Annotated in this window: 24 protein-coding genes; 9 read left to right on the top strand and 15 right to left on the bottom strand. The window is 67.5% G+C overall.

The window, feature by feature from the left end; translation table 11 throughout:
- The first annotated feature begins 61 nt into the window (after positions 1-61).
- From C5O79_RS11370 to C5O79_RS11360, 3 genes are all read left to right on the top strand, one after another.
- Entirely contained in the window at positions 62-937 is an 876-nt protein-coding gene (locus C5O79_RS11370; protein ID WP_122473792.1) for a LysR family transcriptional regulator, read from the top strand.
- Positions 938-1,514: 577 nt separating this feature from the next.
- Positions 1,515-2,675, top strand: a complete 1,161-nt coding sequence (locus tag C5O79_RS11365) for a porin (RefSeq protein WP_122473791.1) — start codon at positions 1,515-1,517, stop codon at positions 2,673-2,675.
- A gap of 412 nt (positions 2,676-3,087) precedes the next feature.
- Positions 3,088-4,314, top strand: coding sequence for a transglycosylase SLT domain-containing protein (locus C5O79_RS11360; protein ID WP_122473790.1), 1,227 nt, complete (start codon positions 3,088-3,090; stop codon positions 4,312-4,314).
- A gap of 31 nt (positions 4,315-4,345) precedes the next feature.
- Here C5O79_RS11360 and C5O79_RS11355 read toward each other — a convergent pair whose 3' ends face one another.
- From C5O79_RS11355 to C5O79_RS11345, 3 genes are all read right to left on the bottom strand, one after another.
- Positions 4,346-4,891 (bottom strand): hypothetical protein, encoded by a 546-nt coding sequence (locus tag C5O79_RS11355; RefSeq protein ID WP_235441923.1) that lies wholly within the window; start codon positions 4,889-4,891, stop codon positions 4,346-4,348.
- 38 nt (positions 4,892-4,929) lie between these two features.
- A complete protein-coding gene (locus C5O79_RS11350) occupies positions 4,930-5,259 on the bottom strand; it encodes a hypothetical protein (protein ID WP_122473789.1) in 330 nt (109 codons plus the stop codon).
- 331 nt (positions 5,260-5,590) lie between these two features.
- On the bottom strand, positions 5,591-6,337 hold the full coding sequence (locus tag C5O79_RS11345) for a MipA/OmpV family protein (protein WP_122473787.1): 747 nt from the start codon (positions 6,335-6,337) through the stop codon (positions 5,591-5,593).
- A 246-nt stretch (positions 6,338-6,583) separates the two neighbouring features.
- Here C5O79_RS11345 and C5O79_RS11340 point away from each other — a divergent pair, with 246 nt between their 5' ends.
- Positions 6,584-7,309, top strand: a complete 726-nt coding sequence (locus C5O79_RS11340) for a response regulator (RefSeq protein WP_046545396.1) — start codon at positions 6,584-6,586, stop codon at positions 7,307-7,309.
- A complete protein-coding gene (locus C5O79_RS11335; RefSeq protein WP_122473786.1) occupies positions 7,310-8,686 on the top strand; it encodes an ATP-binding protein in 1,377 nt (458 codons plus the stop codon).
- A gap of 50 nt (positions 8,687-8,736) precedes the next feature.
- Here the strand turns inward: C5O79_RS11335 and C5O79_RS11330 are convergent, their stop codons facing one another.
- From C5O79_RS11330 to C5O79_RS11310, 5 genes are all read right to left on the bottom strand, one after another.
- Complete coding sequence (locus C5O79_RS11330) at positions 8,737-9,777, bottom strand: iron ABC transporter permease (protein WP_163008967.1); 1,041 nt, start codon at positions 9,775-9,777, stop codon at positions 8,737-8,739.
- On the bottom strand, positions 9,774-10,790 hold the full coding sequence (locus C5O79_RS11325; RefSeq protein ID WP_122473785.1) for an ABC transporter substrate-binding protein: 1,017 nt from the start codon (positions 10,788-10,790) through the stop codon (positions 9,774-9,776). Before C5O79_RS11325 ends, C5O79_RS11330 begins: the two co-directional genes overlap by 4 nt.
- On the bottom strand, positions 10,787-11,584 hold the full coding sequence (locus tag C5O79_RS11320; RefSeq protein WP_124619462.1) for an ABC transporter ATP-binding protein: 798 nt from the start codon (positions 11,582-11,584) through the stop codon (positions 10,787-10,789). The genes C5O79_RS11325 and C5O79_RS11320 overlap by 4 nt, the downstream gene beginning before the upstream one ends.
- Positions 11,584-13,674, bottom strand: a complete 2,091-nt coding sequence (locus C5O79_RS11315) for a TonB-dependent receptor (RefSeq protein ID WP_122474525.1) — start codon at positions 13,672-13,674, stop codon at positions 11,584-11,586. Before C5O79_RS11315 ends, C5O79_RS11320 begins: the two co-directional genes overlap by 1 nt.
- A 381-nt stretch (positions 13,675-14,055) precedes the next feature.
- Positions 14,056-14,979 (bottom strand): LysR family transcriptional regulator, encoded by a 924-nt coding sequence (locus C5O79_RS11310; RefSeq protein ID WP_046545392.1) that lies wholly within the window; start codon positions 14,977-14,979, stop codon positions 14,056-14,058.
- A gap of 118 nt (positions 14,980-15,097) precedes the next feature.
- Here C5O79_RS11310 and C5O79_RS11305 point away from each other — a divergent pair, with 118 nt between their 5' ends.
- Positions 15,098-15,979, top strand: coding sequence for an intradiol ring-cleavage dioxygenase (locus C5O79_RS11305; RefSeq protein WP_046545391.1), 882 nt, complete (start codon positions 15,098-15,100; stop codon positions 15,977-15,979).
- Positions 15,976-16,116 (top strand): hypothetical protein, encoded by a 141-nt coding sequence (locus C5O79_RS11300; RefSeq protein WP_226237889.1) that lies wholly within the window; start codon positions 15,976-15,978, stop codon positions 16,114-16,116. The genes C5O79_RS11305 and C5O79_RS11300 overlap by 4 nt, the downstream gene beginning before the upstream one ends.
- On the opposite strand, the gene C5O79_RS11295 is transcribed toward C5O79_RS11300, so the two are convergent.
- Positions 16,100-16,540 (bottom strand): nuclear transport factor 2 family protein, encoded by a 441-nt coding sequence (locus C5O79_RS11295; protein ID WP_046545390.1) that lies wholly within the window; start codon positions 16,538-16,540, stop codon positions 16,100-16,102. The two genes, C5O79_RS11300 and C5O79_RS11295, sit on opposite strands and share 17 nt — an antisense overlap.
- A 43-nt stretch (positions 16,541-16,583) precedes the next feature.
- Positions 16,584-18,608, bottom strand: a complete 2,025-nt coding sequence (locus C5O79_RS11290) for an NADPH-dependent 2,4-dienoyl-CoA reductase (protein WP_122473784.1) — start codon at positions 18,606-18,608, stop codon at positions 16,584-16,586.
- A gap of 150 nt (positions 18,609-18,758) precedes the next feature.
- Here C5O79_RS11290 and C5O79_RS11285 point away from each other — a divergent pair, with 150 nt between their 5' ends.
- Positions 18,759-19,295, top strand: coding sequence for a PadR family transcriptional regulator (locus tag C5O79_RS11285; protein WP_174242091.1), 537 nt, complete (start codon positions 18,759-18,761; stop codon positions 19,293-19,295).
- 44 nt (positions 19,296-19,339) lie between these two features.
- Positions 19,340-19,495: a hypothetical protein gene (locus tag C5O79_RS11280; RefSeq protein WP_174924513.1), complete on the top strand. Its 156-nt coding sequence runs from the start codon at positions 19,340-19,342 to the stop codon at positions 19,493-19,495.
- A gap of 70 nt (positions 19,496-19,565) precedes the next feature.
- On the opposite strand, the gene C5O79_RS11275 is transcribed toward C5O79_RS11280, so the two are convergent.
- The 5 genes from C5O79_RS11275 to C5O79_RS11255 form a co-directional block, all read right to left on the bottom strand.
- Positions 19,566-20,546 (bottom strand): NADPH:quinone oxidoreductase family protein, encoded by a 981-nt coding sequence (locus C5O79_RS11275; protein ID WP_122473782.1) that lies wholly within the window; start codon positions 20,544-20,546, stop codon positions 19,566-19,568.
- Between the two features lie 149 nt (positions 20,547-20,695).
- Complete coding sequence (locus C5O79_RS11270) at positions 20,696-22,525, bottom strand: acyl-CoA dehydrogenase (protein WP_122473781.1); 1,830 nt, start codon at positions 22,523-22,525, stop codon at positions 20,696-20,698.
- 107 nt (positions 22,526-22,632) lie between these two features.
- Positions 22,633-23,400 (bottom strand): class II aldolase/adducin family protein, encoded by a 768-nt coding sequence (locus tag C5O79_RS11265; RefSeq protein ID WP_046545385.1) that lies wholly within the window; start codon positions 23,398-23,400, stop codon positions 22,633-22,635.
- A 68-nt stretch (positions 23,401-23,468) separates the two neighbouring features.
- Positions 23,469-25,793: a xanthine dehydrogenase family protein molybdopterin-binding subunit gene (locus tag C5O79_RS11260; protein ID WP_122473780.1), complete on the bottom strand. Its 2,325-nt coding sequence runs from the start codon at positions 25,791-25,793 to the stop codon at positions 23,469-23,471.
- Positions 25,790-26,251, bottom strand: a complete 462-nt coding sequence (locus tag C5O79_RS11255) for a (2Fe-2S)-binding protein (protein ID WP_046545383.1) — start codon at positions 26,249-26,251, stop codon at positions 25,790-25,792. The genes C5O79_RS11260 and C5O79_RS11255 overlap by 4 nt, the downstream gene beginning before the upstream one ends.
- Positions 26,252-26,910 lie beyond the last annotated feature (659 nt).

Below are 26,910 nucleotides of genomic sequence, written 5' to 3'. Positions count from 1 at the left end.
TCAAGGTCGATCAGAAATTAAATCAATATATAGTTGCATCATTCACAAACGAAATTGATGAATGATCCGCGAACTGAAAACCCTCGTCGCCGTCGCCCGGGAAGGCACGTTCGCCGCGGCCGGCAACCGTATCGGGCTCACGCAGGCGGCCGTCAGCGCACAGATGCAGCGGCTCGAAGCCGAGCTCGGCTTCGCGCTGTTCGACCGGCAAGGCCGGTCGGCGCGGCTCAACGAGATGGGGCATCACGTGCTCGACCAGGCGCAGGCGCTGATCGGCCTGTACGAGAACCTGAGCTCGACGTCGCCCGGCTCGCCGGCCGCCGTGCGCGTGACGATCGGCGCGATCGCATCGGTACAGAGTGCGTTGCTGCCGGCCGCGCTCGCCGATTTCCATCGCCGGCATCCCGCGTGCCGCACGCGCGTGATACCGGGGCTGTCGATCGAACTGGTCAACCGTGTCGATGTGGGCGAGATCGACATGGCCGCGATCATCCGGCCGCCCTTTTCGCTGCAGAGCGACCTGCACTGGACGACCCTCGTGCAGGAACCGTTCCGGCTGATCGTGCCGCGCAGCGTGAAGGGCAAGGACTGGGCCGAACTGCTCGCGCGCGAGCCGTTCGTGCGCTACGACCGCGCGTCGTTCGGCGGCCGCCAGGTCGACCGCTTTCTGAGGAAGATGCATATCGCGGTGCGCGACACCTGCGAACTCGACGAGCTCGACGCGATCGTCAAGCTGGTCGGGAACGGCGTCGGCGTCGCGATCGTCCCGCAGACCGCCGTGTATCGCCGCTGGCCGGCCGGCGTACGCGCGATCGACCTCGGGCATCACACGTTCCACCGCGACATCGGGCTCGTGCATCGCGCCCGGCGCACGATGTCGGAGCCGGCGCAAATGCTCGCGCAACTGATCGAGGCGGCGGCGCGGCAGTCGGCGTAGCGCCGACGTTGAAGATCAGCGCCTCCCGGCCGCCCAGTCGACGGCCGCGTCGAAATGAGAATGATTACCACATACAAAACCAGATCGGCGACCGGCGTTCCGGTGCGCCGTGGTGGCTGCCGTGCGCCGGCGGGCAGCGCGGCGCTGACGGTCACGCCGGCGCGGCACACGCACGGTGCGCCATGCAAGCAGCGTCAACGATGAAGAACCGGTCACCCACCGCGAGGCCGTCTCCGGACGCGTGCGCCGCGTAATTAACACATTCATTACACCCGGGCCAATTCGATCCATTAAATAGTTATTTGACGGATCGATAACAATATCCCGGCCGTCTCAATTCCTCCCTGAATTGCGGGAAATTATCGCGAGATATGCAAGCCGATATGGCTGAATCGCGAAATGCCAATCGATTGATACGCAATTTTCAACAATTCAAATCCCCCGATCGCAGCAACCGAAGGACATCCCTGTCTGCGTCAGGCCACAAAAGAGAATTTCATTTTTACCGTTTTAATCGGGCTCGGTAGTCTCCTGCCATTCCGGATCACGAACACACGCCAATGCGCAAGGAGATGACATGAAACGCACGACCCTCTCGCTGATTTCCGTCGCGTCATTCGCGGCGATACCCGCCGCGAATGCGCAGTCGAGCGTCACGCTGTATGGCGTGATCGACACATCGATCACCTACGTGAACCATGCGCAGAGCAAGGACAACGCGTGGATGCTCGGCAACAGCAGTGCGGGCAACCTGGCCGGCAGCCGCTGGGGCGTGAAAGGCACCGAGGATCTCGGCGGCGGGCTGAAGGCGCTGTTCCAGCTCGAGAACGGCTTCGACCCGAGCAACGGCCGGATGGGCCAGGGCGGCCGCATGTTCGGCCGGCAGGCGTTCGTCGGCCTGACGAGCGACCGCTACGGCACGCTCACGTTCGGCCGCCAGTACGATCCGCTCGTCGATCTCGTGCAGGGCATCACCGCCGACAACTATCTCGGCAGCGTGTTCGCGACGGCGGGCGACGTCGACAACTACGACAACAGCTTCCGCGTCGACAACGCGGTGAAGTACACGTCGGCCGTCTATTCGGGCCTGCAGTTCTCGGCGATGTACTCGTTCGGCGGCATCGCCGGCAGCACCGGCGCCGCGAATTCGTATTCGGCCGCCGTGTCGTACGCCAACGGCCCGTTCAGCGTCGCGGGCGGCTACTTCCATACGACCAACAGCCCGGCGTCGAACACCGTGCGCAGCGGCTGGACCAGCTCGTCGGACGGCACGTTCGACGGCCCGGTCAACAGCGGCTATGCGAGCGCGCATTCGATCGGCATCGCACGCATCGCGGGCCAGTACGTCGCCGGGCCGTTCACGGTCGGCCTCGGCTACAGCAACGCGCAGTACCGCCGCGACGGAAGCTCGGTGTTCGGCTCGAACGAGCACTACAACACGGGGCAAGGCTTCGTGAACTACCAGGCGACCAATGCGCTGCTGGTCGGCGTCGGCTACAGCTACACGCGCTCGGGCGGCGACACGTCGGCCACCTATCACCAGGTATCGGCCGGCGCGGACTACAACCTGTCGAAGCGCACCGACGTCTACCTGACCGCCGCGTACCAGCACGCAAGCGGCCAGACCGGCGACGGCAACGGCGGCTCGATGGCCGCGCAGGCGTCGATCGGTTCGTACGGCTATGCGGGCACGAGCTCGCAGACGATGGTCAACCTCGGGCTGCGTCACCGCTTCTGATGCAAGACGGCCGGCTGCGCGCCGCGCGGCCGGTCGAATCCGCACTTGACCCAAACGGCGGTATCGGCCGCCGATGTTTTCGAATCGCCTTTTCTTCACCCATTTCAACCCGGATATCGACTGCCGCCCGATTTCCGTCCGGTTTGACTCAGCACCGATTTCCCAATGCGAATGACGCGGCGCGTCAGTATTCCCGCGCTGCCACTACCGCCGGCATTCGCGCGAAAATCCGGCCATTTTTACCGATAATGCGTCATCGAACCCCGTGATCGGACGCGATAAAAATGCGTGGCGAACGCATGGGCAAATGCAAAGGAAAGTTTGACGTGAGCCATTTGCCTGCCCGCTATGGCACACTTCGCGTCTGCGTAATTTCCTTGCATCGGGCGGACGGATTCCGCCCCATCCTGCCATGCCGCGTCATACAACCCGTTCGATCAGCCGAGCTACGCTGAAAATCGCCGCGACGATTGCGATGTCGTGCGCGCTGTACGGTATCGCACGGGCCGATTGCCTCGACGACGCGGCCGCGTTCCAGCACGTGAGCGTGAGCCTGATGCGCGGCATCGCGCAGGTCGAATCGGGCATGAATCCGCGCGCCGTCAACACCAACACGAACGGCACGGTCGACATCGGCCTGATGCAGATCAACAGCACCTGGCTGCCGACGCTCGCGCGCGAAGGCATCACGCGGGAAAGCCTGTTCGATGCGTGCACGAACGCGTATGTCGGCGCGTGGATCCTGTCGCAGAACATTCGCCAGCTCGGCGCCAACTGGAACGCGATCGGCGCGTACAACTCCGCATCGCCCGACAAGCGCCTCGCGTATGCGCGCAAGGTCTATGATGCAATCCGGACCATGCCGGATTCGCCGGATACTCCCATGCCCATCCTTCCTCCGTCCTTCACGCCGCCGCAACAGGCCCAGGCGTACAACCCGTTCGCCAGCCTGAGCGTCTCCGCTCCCCAGGGGGTCACGCGCCCGCGCACGATTTCGCCGGCCCCACCGCCTCCGCCGCCGCAGGGCGGCCCCGCCGGGCCGGCCGGCTCGTACAACTTCGGATGGACGGTCACGGGCGCGGATCAGGCGAAGCCGACCCAGGTATTCGACGACGGCGCGCGGATCTATGTGCAGTTCAGCGACATGAAACACGTGCCGGCGATCTTCACCGAGACGTCGTCCGGGCGCGTGCTGATGTCGTGGGAGCTGCAGTTTCCGTATGCCGTCCTGACGCGCCCCGCGCAAACGTTAATCTTCCAGCTCGGGCCGTTCGAGGCGCGTGCGCAACGTGGCGCGGGCAATGGCGCCGGCATGACGGCGCAGGGCGGGACGGGGGGCGCAACTCCGACCGCCGGATCGAAAAAGCCGGCGAACACGGCGGCGAATGCGGCGGCCAATCCGGCGGCAACGACCACGACAGCGGCAAAGCGCACGGCGTCGGCCGATGCGCTGTGGTACGTGAATACGCCGTCGACGTCGGGAACCACGGCGGCCTCGCCGTCGACCGCGAACATTCCGGCCACGCTGCCGACCGCGATCACGTCGAACACGCCGCCGCCCGCGCCGGCCCAGGTGCCGGCTGCAGCCGCTCAGCCTTCGCGGGCGAGCGCGGATGCGCTGTGGTACATCTCGAAGTAGCGCACCGCCGATCGCACGCGTCGCGCGGCGATCATTTCGCCACGGTCGGCGGTAGCTTGGGCGCGTTCATGTCGTCCACCCATTGCAGTTCGGCCGTGCCGTTCTTCCTGAAATACACGCGCAGATAGCGCGACGTCGGCGATTCCGGCTGTGGAATCGTCACGTCGATCGTCCTGTGCTCCGCCGCGACGCCGCGCTCGATCTCGTCCAACGGTTGCGCGAACACCCACGCCAGCTTCGCTGCTTGCCCCGGCGTCACCTGGCAGCCGCAGGCGAACCCGCCCCCACCGCCGAAGGCCTCGCCTGCCTCCCGTGCAGAAGGATTGCCGAAGCATCCCGACCGGTGTTCGTTGTCGAGCCAGAACTCGTGAAGCTTGCGGGTGTACTCGTTATAGCCGGTGATGCAAACGGTGCGACGCGCCGACGACGCTGCGTCGTCATGTCGTCCGCATCCGGCCAGCACGCCGAGCACGACCAGCGCCGCCAGTGTCAGCCCGCGGGCGCCTGCCCTGGACGGCGTCGAGCTCTTTGCAGACACGTCAATGCCGGGCGCCGCACACATGCCGACAACTTTCACGCGCGTACCCGCACGCACGCCGCCACCGACCACACCGCTCACCCGCGCCGCACCCAGATCACCTTGCCGTCGCGAATGCCGAGATTGCGGCGTTCCTGCCGGTAATCCATCGTGCCGGGCAGCGACTTGCCGTCGCGTTCGAGCACGCGCCACAGGCAGCCGTCCAGTTGCGCCGCCGCATCGGCCTCGGTCTTGCCGACCAGCGCGTCGTCCGGCCCCGCGTCTGCCTTGCAGACCTGCGACGTGCGTGCCGGCTCGCCACTCATCACCATGCCGCCCGCGGTCGCGTTCTTCGTCTTCATGTCCGTGCATCCCGCAAACGTTGCGCCCGCAACCAGCGCCATCATCATCGCGATCGTCTTCTTCATCGGATTCTCCCTTTCTCGCCCGGTGGATCCCGGTTTCATGGTCATGCACGCATGCCAGCGCCGAACGCGCGTTGCATGCATGATCGGTTCCGCACGCGCCGGCCGTTTCCGGACGAATGCCGGCCGGCGAACCGCGGCTTCGCGCTCGCCGGCCATGCCGCTTCGGCGCGCCGGCGTTGCCGCCTCGGCCTGCCGCCGAAGCCGCCTGCATGTTACCGCACGTGCACGGCGTGACGGCACGCACAAGCGCCTCATCTCGCTCGACGCCATGGTCGTAACCGGCACGCCCCGGGATGTTCGCTTCAAGCCACTCGACTCGCCGGACGGCTGCTCAGAACTTGTAGGTCGCGCCCACGATGCCATAGTAGTTGCTGCGCGACTGGACGATCGGGCTGTCGCCGTAGCGGCCGAGCAGCCGCGTCACGCCGCCGGTCGCGAGCACCGACCAGTGCTGCGACAGCGTCCAGTTCCACGCGACCGCCATCGACGCACTGTCGATCCCGCCGCTCGTCGAATAAGGCCGGAACCGGCTCGTCATCGACTGCGCATCGGTCACGCCGTAGAACGTCTGCGTGTAGCGCCCCGAGCCCGCATGCACGGTGCCCGTCACGATGATCTCGTGCTGCGCGGTCTTGAACACCGGCACCGCGAGATCCATGTGCCCCGACACGCCGCGCGACGTGTGCGTCACGGGTGAGTCGATCGTGACGCTCAGTTCCGCCGCGTTGAACAACGTCACGCCCGCGCGCACGCCCACCAGCACCGAGCCCGGAACCCGGCCCATGCCCTTCAGGTAGTCGGAGCCCGGCATGTCGAAGCGGTTCTCGTCGGCTCGACCCGCGTCGTAGCTCACCGCCGCCGACACGAACGCGCCATGCGGCAGGTCCAGCCGGTAGCCCGCGCCCTGGGTGCTGTCGATGAAGAAGCCCTTGCCGAGCTTCGCAGAGAAACCCGGTGCGACGACGCCGCGATACTGGTTGCTGCCCGGGTAGCGCGGCGCGAAACCACCACCAAGCGACAGCGAATACTGGTTTTCCGCGTGAGCGGCGGCGGCGAGGGTCAGGCCGGCGAGCGGCATGCAGTAGCGGTAGCGGCGGAGTATTGGGCGCACAATATTGAGATAAGAGTGACGGAGCCCGCAGTCTAGGTGCCCCCCTGCGCCGCGACTGTCCTGAATATTCGGGGAATCTGTGCTCAATTGTGTTCGATTGTTCGAGATTGTCGCCCCGCTCCCCCGGCCTTCGGTGCGCCGGATAGAATTCGCGTGCCGCGCCACGCACCGGCTTGCCAGGGCGTGAGTTCGCGCGTGCGCCCCGAGGAGACCATGAACGAAGACCCACTCAAATACCGTGTACTGCTGATCGAAGACGACGACCGCCTGGCCCAGCTCGTCCGCGAATACCTCGACGGCTATGAATTCGCGGTGACGGTCGTGCGACGCGGCGACCTCGCCGTCGCCGCGGTGCGCGAACACCAGCCGGCCCTCGTGATACTCGACCTGATGCTGCCGAACCTCGACGGCATGGAAGTCTGCCGGCGCATCCGCGCGTTCACCAACGTCCCCGTGCTGATCCTGACCGCGCGCCTGGACGTCTACGACCAGGTCGCGGGCCTCGAGACGGGCGCCGACGACTACGTGACGAAGCCGATCGAACCGCGCGTGCTGGTCGCCCGCGCCCGCGCGCTGCTGCGCCGTGCGCAGCCGGCCGCCGCGGAAGCGCCGGTGGCCGCGCCCGAAGCGCTCGTGTTCGGCGAACTGGCGATCTCGCCGCCGAACCGCACCGTCACGTGGCGCGGCGAGCCGGTCGACCTGAAGACCGCCGAATTCAACCTGCTGCTGATCCTCGCCCGCGCGGCCGGCACCGTGCTGAGCCGCGACGACATCCTGAAGCAGCTGCGCGGGATCGAGTTCGACGGACTCGACCGCTCGGTCGATTCCGGCATCTCGAAGCTGCGCCGCCGCTTTGAGGATGCGTCGTCGGAGCCGCACAAGATCAAGACGATCTGGGGCCGCGGCTACCTGTTCAGCCCTTCTGCGTGGGACGAATAAATGCTCCGCCCATTGATTCGGCTGTACCTCGTCGTGATCCTGTTCGTCGCTGCGTCGATCATCTTCATCCAGCTGTCGTTCGACCGGATCTTCTACGATCGCAGCGCGCAGGCGGAACGCGACGCGTTGACGACCTACGCGTTCGTGCTCAACGACTACCTCGAACGCCATCCGGGCGAGCAGCGCAAGCTGGCGCTGCGCGAGCTCGCGAAACACGGCAATGAACGGTTCGACTTCATGCCGATGGCCACCGCCCGCGCGCAGTTGAGCGGCGAGCCGTTGCGCGATCTCGACGCCGGCCTGATCGCGATCAGCTACGACGCCAAGGATTACTACATGCCGCTCGCAGATGGTTCGGTGCTGCATGCGCGGCCGATCGAAGCATTCAGCCTCGACATCAGGATCTATGCGTACATGCTGCTCGCGCTCAGCACGCTGTTCGCGGTGGTGCTGTGGATCCACTATCACTGGCGCGACCTGCGCAGGCTGCAGGAAGCCGCACGCGCATTCGGCGCCGGTACGCTGTCGACGCGCGTGAAGCTGTCCGGCAAGTCGAACATCTACGAGTTGTCGCAGCAGTTCAACGACATGGCCGAGCGCATCGAGGCGTCGATCAAGCAGCAGCGCGAAATGATGCACGGCATCTCGCACGAGCTGAAGACGCCGCTCGCACGGCTCGAATTCGGGCTCGCGCTGCTCGCGGAAGCTGACGAAACGGGACGGATGCGCGAACGCCGCGATGCGCTGCGGCGCGACGTGCGCGAACTCGACGAGCTCGTCACCGAGCTGCTCACGATCGGCCGGCTCGAACAAGGCGCGAGCCAGCTCGCGCCGATGGAAGTCGTCGTCGATGCGCTGCTCGACAGCGTAGCAGGCAACGTCGCGGACGACATCGCCGATCGCGGCATCACGCTCGACGTGTCGACGCTCGGTGCACCCGCGACCCACGTGTGCGACCCGAAGCTGGTCGCGCGCGCATTGCTGAACCTGATCCGCAACGGCGCACGCTACGCCTCGCGCACGGTGCTGCTCGCCGCCGAGCGCAACGCGTCGGGCGCGCTCGTGCTGAGCGTCGACGACGATGGCCCCGGCATTCCGGCCGCCGACCGCGCCCGCGTGTTCGAGCCGTTCCAGCGGCTCGACTCCAGCCGCGACCGGCAGACCGGCGGCTTCGGGCTGGGGCTGGCGATCGTGCGGCGCGTCGCACAGGTGCATGGCGGTGACGTCCGGCTCGAGGATTCACCGCTCGGCGGCGCACGCTTCGTGATCACGCTGCCCGCGCTGTCGCTGCCGGACAACCTGTTCGACTTGCCGGATGCCCTCACGCATGCCGACGCGTTCGGCGGCAGTACCGGCATGGCCATCCCGCGGCAATGAAGCGCGCGGCCGGAGGCGCCCCGGCCGCCCTCGCCTGACCTGCGCGCCGCTCAGCGGCGGCGCAGCAGTGCAACGAAGAACAGGCTGCCGAACATCGCGGTCACGATCCCGATCGGCAGATCCTCCGGCGCCGCGAGCGTGCGGGCGGCCACATCGGCCCAGACGAGCAGGATCGCACCGGTCAACGCGGCCACCGGCAGCAGCCGGCCATGCTCGGCGCCGACGACGCGACGGCACAGATGCGGCGTCACGAGCCCGACGAAGCCGATCGCCCCGCTCACCGCCACCATCGCGCCCGTCGCGAACGATGCGACGACGAACACCTCGCGCCGCATCCGCGCGCTCGGCACACCGAGCGCAGCCGCCGCAACATCGCCCGACATCAGCGCATTCAGTTCGCGCCGGCGCGCGTACAACGCGCCGCCGGCGAGCGCCGCGCATACGGCCGGCACCGGCAGCAGATCCCAGCGCGCGAGCCCGACCCCGCCGAGCATCCAGAACAGCACCGACGACGCGGCGCGCTGGTCGCCCAGATACAGCAGCAGGTTACCGAACGCGGCCATCATGAACGACACCGATACGCCCGCGAGCAGCAGACGGTCCGATTCGAGCCGGCCGCGCCGGTAAGCGAGCGCGACGACGCAGGCGGTCGCCGCAAGCGCGCCGGCGAACGCGGCAGCCGACAGCGTGAACGGGCCGAATGCCGCGCCGGCCATCATCGTGACCGCGACAGCGCCGAGCATCGCGCCCGCGCTCACGCCGAGCAGGTGCGGATCGGCCAGGCGGTTCGCGGTCGCTGCCTGCAGCGCGACGCCGACCGCCGCCAGCGTCGCGCCGACGATCGCGGCCAGCAGCGCGCGCGGCATCCGGATCAGCCAGACGATGCTGTCGTCGCCCGCCCCGGCCGCAAATGCGCCGGCGTCACCGAACGCCGACACGATGTGCATGGCGACGATCCGCACCGCCGCCGGCATCGCGATCGGCGCCGGCCCGAACGCGGCCGACGCGACGATCGACACGATCAACAGCAGCGCCAGCGCCGGCAGCACCACGCGCATGGCGGGCCGCGATGCACGCACGTGCATGCTCATCGCGCCGGCCCGGCGAACGCGGCCGGATACAGCGCGCGGGCGAGCGTCTCGACGGCCGCGACGTTCTCGGGGCCCGGCGTCGCCGCATCGTACGGAATCACGATGAAGCGCCGGTCGCGGATCGCGGCCACGCGCGCGAGCGACGGCTGGCTCAGCAGGAACCGCTGTTTCTGCGCGGCCGTCACGGCCGAATAGTCGACGATCACGATCACCTGCGGATCGCGCGCGACCACGCTTTCCCAGCTCACCTGCGTCCAGCTGCGCGGCAGGTCGGCCATCACGTTGCGCGCCCCGGCCGCCGCCAGCAGTGCGGTCGGCATCGCGAGTCCGCCGGCCGTCATCGGCTTGTCGGTGCCGCTGTCGTAGACGAACACGCGCAGCGGCGCCGGATGCCCGATCGCACGTGACACCGCCGCGAGACGCGTGCGCATCGACGCGACGACCTGCGCGGCGCGCGCGTCGACGCCAAAGATCCGGCCGAGATTGTTCAGGTCGCGGAACAGGTCGTCGAACGATGCGGCCGCCTGCTTCATCACGTGCGAGCACGATTCGGTCAGCTCGTACGACCGGATGCCGAATGGCGCGAGCGTCGCGGGCGTCACCGGGCCGCCGACATGCATCCCGTAGTTCCAGCCCGCGAGATAGAAATCCGCGCGCGCGGCCGCCAGCACCTCGAGCGACGGATACTGGCTCGCCAGTTCGGGCACGCCGCGCAGCGCATCGCGCACGCGCGCGGTGCCCGTTTTCCAGCCGCCGATGCCGGTGTAGCCGACGAGCCGGTCCTTCAGGCCCAGCACGAGCATCATCTCGGTCAGGTTCACGTCGTTGCTCACGGCACGCGTCGGCGCGCGCTCGAACGTCACGTCGCGATCGCAGCTGCGCACGGTGACGGGATAGGCTCCCGCCTGGGCGGCTGCGCAGCCGAGCACGGTCGCGGCAACCAGCCGGCGGAAAACGGGCGATAAAGCAGAAGACAAAGCGGACGACAAGACAGGAATCGGCATGGCGGTCATTCCGGATGAAGCGGCGTAATGCGCGGCCGGCCCGTGACGGGATGGCGATCGACGAGCGCGACGACACCGAACACGTCGCGCAGCAGCGTTTCGGTCAGCACGTCGGCGGGCGTGCCCGACGCGACGACCCTGCCGTGCGCGAGCACGTGGAGCCGGTCGCAATACGCGGCCGCGAGATTGAGGTCGTGAATCGTGGCGAGCGTCGCGATGCCGAGGCGCCGCACGCGCGCGAGCAGTTCGAGCTGATGGCGCAGGTCGAGATGGTTGGTCGGTTCGTCGAGCAGCAGCAGTTCGGGTTGCTGAGCAAGTGCGCGGGCCAGCAGCGCGCGCTGCTTCTCGCCGCCCGACAGCGACGCGAAGCGTTGCGCACGGCGTTCGACGAGCCCGACGTCGTGCAGCGCGGATTCGACGATCCGGCGATCGTCCGCCGTCTCCGCATCGAATGGCCTCTGGTGCGGCGTGCGCCCCATGCCGACCAGTTCGTCGACCGTCAGTCCGAAATCGTCCGGCGTCTCCTGCTGCAGCACCGCGATGCGCTGCGCGACCGCGCGCGGCCGCATGCGCCACACGTCCTGCGCATCGAGCGCGACGCGGCCGGCATCGGGCCGCGCGTAACGGAACACGCAGCGCAGCAGGCTCGTCTTGCCGCTGCCGTTCGGGCCGACCAGCCCGACGAACTCGCCTTCGGCCACGCTCAACGTCACCGAATCGAGCACGATGATCGCCCCGCCGGGAGACCAGCTCACGCGTTCGATGTCGAGCATGTGCTTCACGGGAGGCTCGTCGCGCCGCATCAGAAGCGCATCGTCGCGACGAGCTCCGCCGAGCGCGACGGGCCGAGCAGCCATTGCTCGCCGCCGTTCGACGTCGTCACCGCATACGTGCGGTTCGCGAGGTTGCGCAAGGTCAGCGCCAGCTCGGTGCGCGACGTGGGCTGCCAGTGCAGCGACGCGTCGAACACCGTGTACGACGGCACCTGCACGCGGTTCGCGTCGTCGCCATAGGTCGCGCCGACGTAGCGCACGCCCGCGTTCGCCTGCCAGCGCTCGGCAAACGCCCAGCCGAGCCACAGGTTCGCCGTCTGCTGCGGCACGTTGGCCGGCGCATTGCCGGCGCGCGACACCGTCGCGCTGCCGACCTTCTGGTTGAACACGTCATAGCGCGCGCGCAGCAGCGCGACGTTCGCATCGACTGTCCAGCCGTGCGGCAGCCGCGCGCCGCCCGTCAGCTCGATGCCGCGCGACGATTGCCTGCCGACCTGCTGGCGCAGCGCGGGATTGAACGGGTCGGCGCTCAGCAGGTTGCGCTTCGTGATGTCGTACACGGCGAACGTCCAGTATGCACGGCCGTCGAGCAGCGTCTGCTTGACGCCGGCTTCCCACTGTTCGCCGGTCGCGAGCCGGTAGTTCGCCTGCGAAGCGGACAGCGTCACGAGCGAGCCGAGGCCCTCCGCGCCCGTCGTGTACTGCGCATACGCGCTGAGCGTCGGCGCGACCTCGAACACGAAGCCCGTGCGCCAGCCGACGTTCGCGAAGCGCTTGTCGAAGCCGGCGCCGGTTGCCGCCTGCTCGCGGCTGAACGCGATATGGTCGTAGCGCAGGCCGCTCACCCACGCGAGCCGCGGCAGCACTTCGAGCCGGTTCTCGGCGAACACCGCGGCCTGCCGCGCCCGCGTGCCGAACTGCGGCACCGTCGGGTCGGGGCTCGTGAACACGCCGGGATCGAAGCCGCGCGCGGGCACCGTCGATTCGCCGCCGTACGGCGAATTGTTGGTCCCGCTGAACGTGATCTGGCTGAATTCCGTGCCGACGACGAAGCGGTTCGCGCGGCCGAACAGCGTGCCGTCGAAGCGTGCGCTCAGCCGGTCGCCGATCTGCCGCTGATGGTGGCCGATGTCGAGATAGTCGCTTCGGGTGACGAGGCCCGTCGCGACATCGAGCGCATACGATTCGGCATTGCGCCACTGGCGATTCGACGTCAGGTAGTAGAGCTGATTGTCGATCGTCACGCCGGCCGCCGGCCGGTAGCTGGCCGACAGGCGCGTCCACTGGTCGTAATAGGAAATCGATGCATCGCCGACGTTGTAGTTGACCTTGCGCAGCGACGGATCGAGCACGCCGTTCGGCACCGGCACGCCATGGTAGGTCGCCGGCATCTGGCGGCCATAGTCGAAGTCGAGCGTCAGCGTGAGCTTCGGGCTCGCGTCGAACTTCAGCGCGCCGCCGACGGCCGTCGTGTGCGTATCGGCCCGCTCGGCGAGACCGTTCGCGCGTGCGTCGCTCGCATGGAAGCGATACGACAGCCGCGGGCCAAGCGCGCCCGTCGTATCGAACGCGGCGCGCTTCGCGCCGTCGGGGCCGACACCAACCTGCAGTGTCGTTTCTCTCGTGCGCTGCGGCCGCTTCGGCACCACGTTCACGACGCCACCGATCGCCCCTTCACCGTACAGCACCGACGCCGGGCCGCGCAGCACCTCGATGCGCTCGACCGACCACGTATCGAACGGGAACGTGATCGTGTCGGCGGCCGGCGTCAGCCGCACGCCGTCGAGCAGCGTCATCACCGATTCCTGCCCGCGGAAACCGCGCACGCTCAACGCGGTGCCACCCGTGCCGGGCGCCATCGCACTCGAGAACCCCGCGGTGCGCGTCACCGCGTCGAGCACCGTGCGATCGCCGCGCGCGTCGATCGTGTCGGCCGTGACCGTCTCGACGCTCGCGGGCGTGTCGAGGCTCGCGAGCCCGAGCCGCGAGCCCGTTTCGAGCGGTTGCGTCAGCGGGTCGGCCGGTGCGGATCGCGTGCTGACGTTGATCGCCGGCAGCGCATGCCGCTCGTCCGGTGCGGGTGCGGCCACTTCGGCAGCCAACGCACCGGAGGTCGCCATCGCGCAACCCAGCAAGGTCGTGCAGCCGCGTGCCGCGCGAACGCGCCAGGCGTCGGCGTTCCGGCGCGATGCGGCGCGGTGCCGCTCCCCGCGCGCCGGGGTATGTCTGGTTTTCGTCACGTCGTATCGATCTTCGGGTGGTGGCGTCGCACGGGGCCGTGCCCGGCAGCCCGCCGGCGCCGCAAACGTCAGATGATACAATATATCATCTTGATTCGTCAGGATTTTGTCAGGTTGTTCCGGCCGGTTGTGCACCGCGAACGCGTGCTGGCATTTCACGACCACGATCGACGCCGGCGCACACATGTAGCGCAGTTGCGGGCCGATCGCGACCGCTTGCTCGCGAAAGCAGTCCGACGCGGCCTTGGCGCCGGCCTGCAATCAACGGCCGACTTCCTTCCATTTGCGCGCGAGCCCGAGGCGTTCGAAGCGCTCGATCAGGAACTCGGTGAACACGCGGATCTTCGCCGGCTGGTGACGGCGGCTCTGGTACGCGATGTTGACGGTGAGCGCCGGCAGTTGCCAGTCGGTGAGGATCGGCACCAGCTTCCCCGCGACGATATCGTCGTGAATGATGTAGAGCGGCTGGATCAGAATGCCGAGCCCGGCAAGCGCCGCCGCGCGGATCACCTGCCCTTCGTTCGCATCGAGCACGCTCTTGATCGTGACCGATTGCTTCTTCGCGCCGTGGCGGAAATGCAGCACGTACGGATCGTTCGCGAGGTTGTAGACCAGCAGCCGGTGGTCGCACAGTGCATCGGGCGTCGTCGGCGCGCCGTGCTTCGCCAGATACCCGGGCGACGCGGCCAGCACGCGCCGCGTCTCGGCAAGCTTGCGCACGGTGATGCCCGAATCCGCCTCATGCTCGCGCGTGCGGATCGCCACGTCGATGCCGGCCTCGATGAAATCCGGATAGCGGTTCGCCGCGACGATCTGCACGTTCAGGTTCGGGTAGCGCCGGTGAAACTCCGGCAACGCGGGCGCGATATAGATCGACGCGAACGATACCGACGCGGTCACGCGCAGCGTGCCGGCCGGATTGACGCTCGCTTCGTTGACCGCCGCATCGGCCTCCGACAGTTCCATCAGGATTGCCACACAACGCCGGTGGTATTCATGCCCGGCGTCGGTCAGCCACAGGCGCCGCGTGGTGCGCTCGACAAGCCGCGCACCCAGCCGCTCCTCCAGCGCGTTCAGGCAGCGGCTCGCCGCCGCGCTCGACATTCCGAGCCGCTCGGCGGCCTTCGACAGGCTGCCCAACTCGGCCACCTGCACGAAAAATTCGATCTGCGTCCACTTGTCCATGCGCTCGATTCTTCCACCTGCCGGAGAACAAAACTCCCCCAAACCATCTTTTTTACGATTCAAGGAGGAATTAATGTTACGTCAGCGCGCTATCCAACGACATCAGGAGACACCCCCTATGCGCAATCTCGACGAAGACACCATCACACAGGCCGTGATCGCGTCGCTGGGCGGCTGTCGCGACGAGCGGTTGCGCACGGTGATGACCAGCCTCGTCCAGCACGTGCACGCGTTTGCACGGGAGACGAAGCTCACCGAGGCCGAATGGCAAAGCGCGATCGGCTTCCTGACGGCGGTGGGTCACATCACCGACGACAAGCGCCAGGAGTTCATCCTGCTGTCCGACGTGCTCGGGCTATCGACTCTCGTCACCGCGCAGAATCACGCGAAGCCGGCCGGCTGCACGGAGGCGACCGTATTCGGTCCGTTCTATGTCGAAGGCAGCCGCGACTTCGGGATGTTCGACGACATCGCGAACGGCGCCTGCGGCGAGCCATGCTTCGTGTCGGGCCATGTGCGCGGCATCGACGGCCTGCCGATCGCGCACGCGTCGCTGGAAGTCTGGCAAGCCGACGAGGACGGGCACTACGACGTGCAGCGTCCGGCCGACGACGGCTCGGTCACGCACCGCGCGCGCGGCCGGCTGCGCACTGATGCCGACGGCCGTTACGCATTCCGCTCGATCCTCGCCGAACCGTATCCGATTCCGCACGACGGCCCCGTCGGCGCGATGCTCGACGCGCTCGGCCGTCATCCTTGGCGCCCCGCGCACCTGCACTTCATGATCGAGGCGCGCGGTTACGAAACGCTGATCACGCACGTGTTCCGCGACGGCGACCGCTATCTCGACTCCGATGCGGTGTTCGGCGTACGGTCGACGCTCGTCGCCGACTGGGTCCGGCACGCGCCCGGCATCGCACCGGACGGCTCGCGCATGGACACGCCGTTCTATACGCTCGAATACGACTTCGTGCTCAATCCCGCGGAGTGCGCCGCGTGATCCGCCACGTCGTGACGTGGAATGTTGCGGGCGCAACCGAATCCGAACGCGCGCTGGCACGCACCACCGTCAAGACGGCGATCGAAAGCCTGCGCGGCCGGATTCCCGCAATCGCCCCGCTCAGCCGCCGACCTTGAACGCCGGCAACTGCTGCGCGAGCCGCGCGCCCATTTCGGCACCGAGCGCCTGCAGCGCATTGAACGGCCGGATCATGACCTCGAATTCGACGATCCGCCCTTCGTCGTCGAAGCGGATCATGTCGATCCCCTTCAGCGCCTTGTCGCCGATGGCCGCGCTGAACTCCAGCACCACGCTCTTGCCGTCGTCGGTGACGAACTGCCGGTAGTAGGTGAAATCCTGGAGAATCGTGATTACCGTGCGCAGCGCCAGCAATAGCGCGGGCGCCGGCCCATAGGGCTTGAACGCCATCGGCGAACGGAACACGGCGTCCGGGTGGACGATCGCATCCAGCGCGCCAAAATCCTTGCGCTCGATCATTGCATGCCACTTGTCGAGCGATTCTGCGACAGCGGGTTGAAGATGCAGCGGTGCGTTCGTCATCGAAGGCTCCAGTATCGTCGGGCGGAAAAGAAACGAATCGGTCTCAAAGCGTGGCGGCCAGCGTCGTGCCCTGGTGAATCGCGCGCTTCGCATCGAGCTCGGCCGCTTCGTACGCGCCACCGATCACGTGCACCTTGCGCCCGGCGGCCTCAAGTTGCTCCGCCAGTTCGCGCAGCGGCTCCTGCCCCGCGCAGATCACGACGTTGTCTACCGGCAGCGTCTGCTCGACGCCGTCGATCGTCACGTGGAAGCCATCGTCGTCGATGCGCCGGTAGGTCACCGCCGACGACATCCCGACACCGCGCGCCTTCAGCGCCGTGCGGTGAATCCACCCGGTGGTCTTGCCGAGCCCGTCGCCGACCTTCGACGCCTTGCGCTGCAGCAGATGGATTTGCCGCGCCGCCGGCTCGGGCCGCGCATGGCGCAAGCCGCCTGCGTTCGCATACGACGGGTCGACACCCCACTCGGCGAAGAAACGGTCCGCGTCGACGTGCTCGGCCCCCGCACGATGAACGAGATATTCCGCGACGTCGAAGCCGATCCCGCCGGCGCCGACGATCGCAACATTGCGGCCCACCGCCTTGCCGTCGCGCAGCACGTCGAGGTAGCCGAGCGCCTTGGCGTGCCCGACACCGTCGATCGGTGGCGTGCGCGGCACGATGCCCGTCGCGATCACCACTTCGTCGAATTCGCGTTGCAGCAGCATCTCGGCGGTCGCACGCGTGTTCAGATGGAGCGTCACGCCGCGCAGTTCGATCTGCCGGCGGAAATAGCGCAGCGTCTCGTTGAACTCTTCCTTGCCGGGCACCTTCTTGGCGACATTGAACTGGCCGCCGATCTCCGCGCCGGCTTCATACAGCGTCACCACATGACCGCGCTCGGCCGCGGTGACCGCGAAGCCGAGGCCTGCCGGCCCGGCGCCGACCACGGCGATCCGCTTGCGCTGCCTGGCGGGGCGAATCACGAGCTCGGTTTCATGGCACGCACGCGGATTCACGAGGCACGACGTGATCCTGCCGCTGAACGTATGGTCGAGGCAGGCCTGGTTGCAGCCGATGCACGTGTTGATTTCGTCCGCGCGCCCTTCCCGCGCCTTGCGGACGAACTCGGCATCGGCGAGGAACGGCCGCGCCATCGACACCATGTCGCAGTAGCCGTCGGCCAACAGTTGCTCCGCGACTTCCGGCGTGTTGATCCGGTTGGTCGCGACGAGCGGGATGCCGACCTTGCCCATCAACTGACGCGTGACCCAGGCGTAAGCGGCGCGCGGCACCTTCGTCGCGATGGTCGGAATGCGCGCCTCGTGCCAGCCGATGCCCGTATTGATGATCGTTGCGCCGGCCGCTTCGATCGCCTGCGCGAGCCGGATCACTTCGTCGAGCGTCGAGCCGCCTTCGACGAGATCGAGCATCGACAGCCGGTAGATGACGATGAAGTTCGTGCCGACGCGCTCGCGCACGCGTCGCACGATCTCGACCGGGAAGCGGATGCGGTTCTCGTAGGCGCCACCCCATGCGTCGTCGCGATGGTTCGTACGCGCGGCGACGAATTCGTTGATCAGATAGCCTTCGGACCCCATGATCTCGACGCCGTCGTAGCCCGCGTGCTGCGCGAGCGCCGCACATCGGACGAAATCGCCGATCGTCTCGTCGACTTCATCGCTGCTCAGCGCATGCGGCGTGAACGGGTTGATCGGCGCCTTCAGCGCGCTCGGTGCGGCGAGTGCCGGGTGATACGCGTAGCGCCCGAAATGCAGGATCTGCAGCGCGATCTTGCCGCCGGCCGCATGCACCGCGCGCGTCACGACACGATGACGCTCGGCTTCCGCTTCGGTCGTCAGCATCGCGCCGCCGGCCGCCGGACGGCCCCGCTCGTTCGGCGCGAATCCGCCCGTGACGATCAGGCCGGCCTCGCCGCGCGCACGCTCCGCATAGAACGCCGCCATCCGCTCGAAGCCGTTAGGCGCTTCCTCGAGGCCCACGTGCATCGACCCCATCAGCACTCGGTTCCTGAGCGACGTGAAGCCGAGCTCGAGCGGGGTCGTCAGATGCGGATAACGCGACGTCATGGGGTGTCTCCATTTTTATGCAACAAGTTGCACAGATGTTAGTCGACCACTTTCGTTTATGCAACCCGTTGCATAAACGCGCTCATCTCCTTGTACTGTGGCCCCGATATGGCAAGATGCGGTTCATTCCGCGGCCTCCTCCGATCCGACATGTCCCTGCCCCACGCACTCCTCACCGCTCTCGCCGAACGCCCGGGTTCAGGCTCCGAACTCGCCGACCGCTTCGATCGCTCGATCGGCTATTTCTGGCAGGCGACGCACCAGCAGATCTATCGCGAGCTGGGGCGTCTCGAGGAAACGGGCTGGATCGAATCGCTGCCGGCCGAATCGGGGCGCGGCCGCAAGCGCGCGTACCGGATCCTGCCGGCCGGCAAGAAGGAGTTGCGCCGCTGGATCGCCGAACAGGAAGATCCGACGCCGCTGCGCGAAGCGTTGATGGTGCGCCTGCGTGCGGAAGCGGTGCTCGGCCCGGCCGGCCTCGAGGACGAAATCAGGCGGCGCATCGCGCTGCACCAGGAGAAGCTCGACCTGTATCTGCAGATCGAGGCGCGCGATTTTTCGGAAGACGAGGATTCGCGCATGAAGCGCCTGCAGCACCTGGTCCTGCAGGCCGGCATCGCGAACGAGCGGTTCTGGGTCGAATTCTCACAGCATGCGCTCGACGTGCTGCGCTTGCCGAAAGACTGAACGACTGAACGATTGGCGGAGGAAATGCCGGTGACGGAGAAACCGTGCTCCGCTACGGCGATTCGAACACGCACGGCACACGCCCGATGACGCGTGCCGGCGTACTGGAGCGGTTCGCACGCGAAGGCGTCCACTTCGCGGCCGACCGGCATCGTGCGCTCGGGCAGCGGGTTGTGGCCCTTCCGCAGCAGATCGCGTAACCCACATGAGCGCCTCAGCGCAGCCGCGCAGCGTGTGCCGAAACGCGACACGCCACGCGCGGAAAGCCGGTCACGCGTCCGGCAGGATCACCACCTTGCCCTTCACCTGCCGGTTGGCCATCCGCGCGATCGCATCGGCCGCATCGGCCAGCGACACACGCTCGGTGATTGCGGGTCGCACATTGCCGGCCGCAAACCATTCGGCAAGCAGGCGCATGTTCGCGACGTGCTGCTTCGGATCGCGGCGCACCGCATCGCCCCAGAACACACCCAGAATGTCGCGCTCCTTGAGCAGCGCCAGGTTCAACGCGAGCTTCGGGATCTCGCCGGCCGCGAAGCCGACCACGAGGAACCGGCCGCGCCACGCGGTCGCGCGCAACGCCGCTTCGCTGTAGGCCCCGCCCACCGGATCGTAGACGACGTCCGCACCGCGCCCGCCGGTCAACTCGTCCACGCGGCGGCGCAGGTCTTCGGTCGCATAGTCGATCGTCTCGTCGGCGCCCGCTTCACGGCACAGCGCCAGCTTGTCCGCACTCGACGCCGCCGCGATCACGCGCGCGCCGAGCGCCTTCGCGATCTCGATCGCGGCGAGGCCAACGCCGCCCGCCGCGCCCAGGACGAGCAACGTCTCGCCTTCTTGCAACCGCGCGCGCTGCTGCAAGGCATGCAGCGACGTGCCGTACGCAAGCACGAGCGCCGCGCCCTGCTCGAATGTCATGCCCGTCGGCAGCGCGGCAATCTGATGCACATCGGCTACGCACTGCTGCGCGAACCCGCCGTGCCCGGTGAACGCGACCACCGAATCACCCGGCCGCCACGCGGTCACGCCCTCGCCCACCGCGTCGATCACGCCGGCAAATTCCGCGCCCGGCGAAAACGGCAACGCCGGCTTCACCTGGTACAAGCCCTGGACGATCAGCGCGTCGGGGAAATTGAGCGACGCGGCCTTCACCTGGACCCGGACCTGACCCGCGCCCGGTTCGGGAATCGCCACGTCCTCGATGCGCAAGCTGTCGATCGGGCCGAATGCGGTACACAACAGGGCTTTCATGTTCGTCTCTCTCCTTGTGCGGCGTCGCCGCGCATCGAGTCATCCCGCGGGGCACGCCCGCACGGCCGGTTCACGGCGAATACGCAGCAGCCGACGATATTCGGCATCCGCGACATCGTCTGCATTCCGGAATGTCGGTGAAACAATGATCAGAACCACGCGTCGCGCATGTCGAGCGTCGTCGTGTCGACGCTCGCGAGCAGATCGAGTTGCACATCCACTTTCGGCAATTCCCAGTTGAAGAAATAGCGGGCCGCCGCTCGCTTGCCGTCGTGGAAATCGTCGGCGTGCCCGTGTGCGGCGAGCGTCACGTCGAGCCACAGCCACGCAACGACGAGATGGCCGAATGCTTCCAGATAGACGCTCGCGTTCGCGAGCCGCGCCTGCGGATCGCCGATCGCGCCGAGTTGCCGCGTGACCTCGACGAGCCGCGCCCAGCGCCGCGCCAGCGCGTCGGCCTGTTCGCGCAGGCCGGCATCGAGCGTTCGCGCACGTTCGACCGTCGCGCCGATCCGCGCATCGAGTGCGTGCAGCAACGCGCCATCGTCCTGTGCAACCTTGCGGCCCAGCAGGTCGAGCGCCTGGATCCCATGCGTGCCTTCGTGGATCGGGTTGAGACGATTGTCGCGATAGAGCCGCTCCACCGCGTAATCGCGCGTGTAGCCATAGCCGCCGTGCACCTGGATCGCGAGGTCGTTCGCAGCCAGACACCACTGCGACGGCCAGCTTTTCGCGATCGGCGTCAGGATGTCGAGCAGCCGCATGGCTTGGGCGCGCACGTCCGCATCGTCGTGCGCGCGTGCTTCATCGACCAGCTTCGCGCAATACAGGATCAGCGCGAGACCGCCTTCGACATAGGCCTTCTGCGCGAGCAACATGCGCCGCACGTCCGGATGTTCGACGATCGGCGCCTGCGGCGCGGCGGCATCCTTGCCCGCCGGGCCGAGCGGGCGCCCTTGCGGCCGGTTGCGCGCATAGTCGAGCGCGTGCAGATAACCCGTGTAGCCGAGCGCCACCGCGCCCGCGCCGACACCGATGCGCGCTTCGTTCATCATGTGGAACATGTATGCGAGGCCGTGGTTCGGCTCGCCGACCAGATAGCCGATCGCGCCTGCGCGCCCTTCCGGGCGGTAGCGCGTGCCTTCGCCGAAGTTCAGCAGGCAGTTGGTGGTGCCGCGGTAGCCCATCTTGTGGTTCAGCCCGGCCAGCACCACGTCGTTGTGCTCGCCCTGGGCCGCGCCGTCAGCGCCCGGCAGGTACTTGGGCACGATGAACAGCGAGATGCCGCGCGTGCCGGGCAGCAGCCGGCCATGTTCGTCGGGAATCTTCGCGAGCACGAGGTGGATGATGTTCTCCGTCAACTCGTGTTCGCCGCCCGAGATCCACATCTTGTTGCCGGTCAGCCGGTAGCGCAGGCCGAACGGCGAGTCGCCCTCGAAATCCGCACGCGTCGCGATGTCGGACAGCGACGACCCGGCTTGCGGCTCGGACAGGCACATGGTGCCGAGGTAGCGCCCTTCCAGCTCCGGGCGCGCGAACGCGTCGATCTGCGCGGCGCTGCCGTGCGCGACGAGCAGGTTCGCGTTGGCGGCGGTCAGGAACGGATAGGCGGACGTTGCGATGTTCGCGGCCTGGAAGAACAGGAACGATGCGGCTTCGACCAGCTTCGGCAAGCGCATGCCGCCGAGCGCTTCGTCATGGCCCGCGGCGATCAGCCCGGCGTCCGCAAAGGCGCGCACGGCCGGTGCGACGTCCGGGATCAGCGTCACGCGCTCGCCGTCGAACTGCGGTTCCTCGCGATCGCCACGCGCCGCATGCGGCGCGAACAGGTCTTCGGCAATCCGCTCGCTGGTGTCGAGCACCGCGTCGAACGTCTCGCGACCGTGCTCGGCGTAACGCGGCAGCGCAACGAGCGCTTCCGCGTCGAGCCAGTCATACAGCAGGAACGCGAGATCGCGTCGCGACATCAACAAGCTCATCGTGCTGCCTCCCGGGGCCGGCTTCGTCAGCCGAATGAAGGGTTGCCTGACTGAAAGTGCTGGCAGGAATTTAGCACGGTCGTTCTAAAACGACAACGACGGATCCGCTAGTCCGCGTAACCGGGATTGCGCCGATCGAGGCGGCGCAGCAAGCCGGGCCAGACGAGCGCCCCGGCGCCCATCCCGCGCGTCACCGCGGCGATCTGCTGCTTGATGCCGTCGAGAATCGGTTGCGCGATCGGCAGCAGCGCCGAGCCGCCTGCCTGCGCGCGGACCTGGATCATGCAGGCCGCTTCGAAGAAATACATCGCGACGAACGCGTCTGCCGGCGTCGCACCGACGGTCAACAGGCCGTGATTGCGCAGCATCAGGTTCGTGTTGGCGCCGAGGTCGTGCACAAGGCGCGCCTTCTCGGCCTCGTTGAGCGCAATGCCCTCGTAGTCGTGATAGCCGAGCGACGCCAGCACGCCGAGCGACTGCTGCGACAGCGGCAGCAAGCCGCCCTCCTGCGCCGACACGGCGACGCCGTTGATCGAATGCGTATGCATCACGCACAGTGCGTCGTCGCGAGCCGCGTGCACCGCGCTGTGGATGGTGAAGCCGGCCGGGTTGATCTCGTAAGGTGATTCGGACACCTTGCGTCCGTCGAGATCGACCTTCACCAGCGACGACGCCGTGATCTCGTCGAACATCATGCCGTACGGGTTGATCAGGAAGTGATGCTCCGGGCCGGGCACGCGCGCGGAAATATGGGTGAACACGAGATCGTCCCAGCCGAACAGCGCGGTGAGGCGGTAAGCCGCCGCCAGATTGACTCGCGCGTCCCATTCGGTGGGGGAAACTGCCTGCTTCACGCTGACATCGGATGAGGCCACGTCGACACTCCTTGTTCAAGGATGGTTGCGTATCGGGCCGCACGATGCGGCCCGGCCCGGAGATTGTGTCACCCTGGCCGGGGCTTCGCGAGCTGATCGGCAACCGGCAGGCTGCGGATGCGCGTGCCGGTCGCCGCAAAGATCGCATTGGTCAGTGCCGGCGCAACGGGCGGCAGGCCCGGCTCGCCCACACCGCCGAGCGGCGTCGAAAAATCGTCCGGCGCGACGAGATGCACGCGGATTTCGCGCGGCGCCTCGTTCATGCGCAGCACCTGGAAGCCGTTGAAGTTGCTCTGCTCCGGATGGCCGTCCTTGAACGTGATCTCGCCGTGCAGCGCAATGCCGAGCCCCATCACCACCGCGCCCTCGAGCTGCGAGCGTACACGCTCAGGATTGACCTGCGGCCCGCAGTCGATCGCGATGTCGACTCGCGGCACCGTGATCTTGCCGTCGGCATCGACCTGCACCTCGCACACCGCCGCCGTGTACGACACGAAGCTGCGATGCGCGGCAATCCCGAGCCCGTGGCCCTTCGGCAGCTTGCGCCCCCAGCCTGCTCCGCGCGCGACCGTCTCGACCACGCGCCGCAGCCGGCCGGTATCGATCGGATACAGCGCCGGATCCTCGCCGTAGTTCGCGTTCTTCACCGTGATGTGCGGCTCGAAACGCCGCGCGGGCCCGATCAGTTCGAGCAGGAAATCCTTCGGGTCGCGACCGGCCGCGTGCGCCAGCTCCGACACGAAACTCTGGATACCGAACGCATGCGGGATGTTGTAGACCGAGCGGAACCAGCCGATCCGCGTGTGCGCTTGCGCGGCGGGATTCTCGATCCGCACGTTCGGAATCGCGAACGGGAGGTCCGCGATGCCCTGCGCGAGCTCGCCCGGCTGCTCATGCACGATACCTGCCCTGAACGTCGACTGGATCGACTGCGCGACCGTGCGATGCTGCCACGCGACCACCTTCCCCGATGCATCGATCCCGCCGTCGAACGCCTCGAGCGACACTGCGTGGAAATAGTCATGCGCGATGTCGTCCTCGCGCGTGAACGTCAGCTTGACGGGCGCGCCCGCTGCCTTCGACAGCAGCGCCGCCTCCACCACGTAGTCGGGCTTCGACTTGCGGCCAAAACCGCCGCCGAGCAGCGTCACGTTGACCGTCACGCGTTCCGTCGGCAACCCGAGCGCCTTCGCGACCTCGTCGCGCGTGGTCTGCGGCGCCTGCGTGCAGGTCCACACTTCGCAGCGGCCGTCGGCCACGCGTGCAACGGCCGCGGGCGGCTCCATCGTCGCGTGCGCGAGATGCGGGATGTAATACGTCGCGCGCACGCGCTTTGCGGCACCGGCCAGCGCTGCCGCTGCATCGCCGTCGTTGCGGATCACGTCGCCCGGTTGCGCGGCAGCCGCTTCGAGCGTCTCGCGATACGCGGCGGAATCGTAGTTCGCGTTGGGTCCGTGCTTCCAGTCGATCTTCAGTTGCGCGCGCGCCTGGATCGCCGTCCACGTATCGCGCGCGACGACGGCCACGCCGCCGAGCGGCTGGAAACCGGACGGCAGCGGTGTTGGCGCAAGCTGCACGACCTTGACGACACCCGGCAGCTTCTCCGCCGCCGATGCATCGAACGATGCGATCGTGTCACCGTATGCCGGCGGTCGCGCGACGACCGCATACAGCATCCCGTCGAGCCGCGTGTCGATCCCGTAGTGCGCACGGCCGCCGACGATGTCGCGCCCGTCGATCAGCGCCGTTTCGCCCTTGCCGATATAACGGAATTCGGCCTGCACCTTCAGCGCCACCGTGGCCGGATCCGGCGTCGGCAACGCGGCTGCCTTCGCGGCCAGTTCGCCGAAGCCGAGCTTGCGCCCGCTCTTCGTGTCGACGACCTCGTGCACCGTCGCCTTGACCTGACGCGCATCGACGCCCCACGCCGCGGCAGCCGCCTGTTCGAGCATCGTGCGCGCGGCCGCACCCGCGCGGCGCAGCGCGGCGAAGCTCTGGCGCAGGCTGCGCGATCCGTCGGTGTTCTGGTTGCCGTAGCGCGGCTCGTCGCCCACGGCCTGCGCGACCTTCACGCGCGCCCAGTCGGCGCCCAGTTCATCCGCCACCACGAGTGCGACGCTCGTGCGCACACCCTGCCCCATCTCGGAACGGATGCAGGTCACGGTGACCGTGCCGTCCGGCGCGATCGCGACGAACAGGTGCGGATCGTCGCGCAACCCGTGCGGCATCCCGGCGCCGCCGTATTGAGGATTCGCGCTGACGGGCGGCTGCACCGGCACGGCCGCGTGAACCAGCGACGGCACGCCGAACGCAAGCAGCAGTCCGCCGGATGCGAAGCCGAGCAGCAGCGCGCGACGGCTTTCGTTATGGACGGAGAGTTCGGGCGCGCTCATGCGGCACCTCCGCGGCGTACAGCCAGGCGGATCGCCGCACGAATGCGCGTGTAGGTCCCGCAACGGCAGATGTTGCCGGACATCGCATCGTCGATGTCGGCGTCGGTCGGATGGGGATTCGTCTTCAGCAGCGATGCGGCCTGCATGATCTGCCCGGACTGGCAGTAGCCGCACTGCGCGACGTTCAGTTCCTGCCAGGCCTGCTGCAGCGGATGATCGAGGTTCGTCGACAGTCCCTCGATCGTCGTCACGCGCTTGCCGGAAGCGGCCGCGACCGGAGTGATGCACGACCGGATCGCAACGCCGTCGAGATGCACGGTGCATGCGCCGCACAGCGCCATGCCGCAGCCGAACTTGGTGCCGGTATGGCCGAGGACGTCGCGCAGATACCAGAGCAACGGCATGTCGGGATTGCCGTCGAAGTGCTGCTCGCTACCGTTGACGGTCAGCGTGATCATCGTTCACCTCCTGGTCGAGGCGCCCGCATCGCACCACGGGTGCCGGGTGGGGATTCGAACGGCGGCGGGTGCGCACTGCTGCGCCGGCCCGATGCCGTGTTGTGGACTGCTCCGCCGGCAGGAGCGGCGGTCAATGCGTTGTTATCGGTGCAGCTGGCCAAGGATGGCCGTCGGACACGCGATCCGGATTGATAGCGTGGCCGCACCAGCCCGGATTCTGCCCCATGCAAACCGTCACTCAGGCAACGCGATCATGTCGGGACTGCCAGAAATGGCGACTCGAATCGCAGCGCTTGCGTGCCACGTTCGGCCCCGGCGGCTTCGACATTGCTCAGGGACGCCCCAATCGTATGCGGAATCGCCCGGGCTCCAACTCTAACTGATGTGCGGCAATTTTGCGTCGCCGGTGCATATCGGCACGGGCCGGAGATAAATCGGGGAGATGTAGAAAGGGAATCGATGACGCATGACGTTTGCCATGCGAGTGGGACCGACTGACGCACACGTCGTGCGCCAGTGCTTCAAGCCGATTGCACGCGGTTCAATGAAATGCCGACGCAGGCCGGGAACGATGGCGCGCCGGGTGACCCGGCACGATTCCCGACCTGCGTGGCCTCGATCGGCGCTCAAGTGATCGCCGGGCATCCCGCTCGTACGGC

Origin of the sequence: Burkholderia sp. SRS-25 (assembly GCF_004343765.1) — a bacterium.
Classification (GTDB): domain Bacteria; phylum Pseudomonadota; class Gammaproteobacteria; order Burkholderiales; family Burkholderiaceae; genus Burkholderia; species Burkholderia contaminans.
The sequence above is the reverse complement of the archived record's forward strand: the minus strand, read 5'-3'. Positions and strand labels throughout refer to the sequence as shown.

Coding starts and splice junctions, on each gene's coding strand:
- C5O79_RS11335 (WP_122473786.1), top strand. CDS start 7,310: ATGCTCCGCCCATTGATTCGGCTGTACCTCGTCGTGATCCTGTTCGTC.
- C5O79_RS11330 (WP_163008967.1), bottom strand. CDS start 9,777: ATGAGCATGCACGTGCGTGCATCGCGGCCCGCCATGCGCGTGGTGCTG.
- C5O79_RS11365 (WP_122473791.1), top strand. CDS start 1,515: ATGAAACGCACGACCCTCTCGCTGATTTCCGTCGCGTCATTCGCGGCG.
- C5O79_RS11345 (WP_122473787.1), bottom strand. CDS start 6,337: ATGCCGCTCGCCGGCCTGACCCTCGCCGCCGCCGCTCACGCGGAAAAC.
- C5O79_RS11325 (WP_122473785.1), bottom strand. CDS start 10,790: ATGACCGCCATGCCGATTCCTGTCTTGTCGTCCGCTTTGTCTTCTGCT.
- C5O79_RS11350 (WP_122473789.1), bottom strand. CDS start 5,259: ATGAAGAAGACGATCGCGATGATGATGGCGCTGGTTGCGGGCGCAACG.
- C5O79_RS11315 (WP_122474525.1), bottom strand. CDS start 13,674: ATGGCGACCTCCGGTGCGTTGGCTGCCGAAGTGGCCGCACCCGCACCG.
- C5O79_RS11305 (WP_046545391.1), top strand. CDS start 15,098: ATGCGCAATCTCGACGAAGACACCATCACACAGGCCGTGATCGCGTCG.
- C5O79_RS11295 (WP_046545390.1), bottom strand. CDS start 16,540: ATGACGAACGCACCGCTGCATCTTCAACCCGCTGTCGCAGAATCGCTC.
- C5O79_RS11270 (WP_122473781.1), bottom strand. CDS start 22,525: ATGAGCTTGTTGATGTCGCGACGCGATCTCGCGTTCCTGCTGTATGAC.
- C5O79_RS11310 (WP_046545392.1), bottom strand. CDS start 14,979: ATGGACAAGTGGACGCAGATCGAATTTTTCGTGCAGGTGGCCGAGTTG.
- C5O79_RS11255 (WP_046545383.1), bottom strand. CDS start 26,251: ATGATCACGCTGACCGTCAACGGTAGCGAGCAGCACTTCGACGGCAAT.
- C5O79_RS11370 (WP_122473792.1), top strand. CDS start 62: ATGATCCGCGAACTGAAAACCCTCGTCGCCGTCGCCCGGGAAGGCACG.
- C5O79_RS11340 (WP_046545396.1), top strand. CDS start 6,584: ATGAACGAAGACCCACTCAAATACCGTGTACTGCTGATCGAAGACGAC.
- C5O79_RS11285 (WP_174242091.1), top strand. CDS start 18,759: ATGTCCCTGCCCCACGCACTCCTCACCGCTCTCGCCGAACGCCCGGGT.
- C5O79_RS11320 (WP_124619462.1), bottom strand. CDS start 11,584: ATGCGGCGCGACGAGCCTCCCGTGAAGCACATGCTCGACATCGAACGC.
- C5O79_RS11260 (WP_122473780.1), bottom strand. CDS start 25,793: ATGAGCGCGCCCGAACTCTCCGTCCATAACGAAAGCCGTCGCGCGCTG.
- C5O79_RS11290 (WP_122473784.1), bottom strand. CDS start 18,608: ATGACGTCGCGTTATCCGCATCTGACGACCCCGCTCGAGCTCGGCTTC.
- C5O79_RS11360 (WP_122473790.1), top strand. CDS start 3,088: ATGCCGCGTCATACAACCCGTTCGATCAGCCGAGCTACGCTGAAAATC.
- C5O79_RS11275 (WP_122473782.1), bottom strand. CDS start 20,546: ATGAAAGCCCTGTTGTGTACCGCATTCGGCCCGATCGACAGCTTGCGC.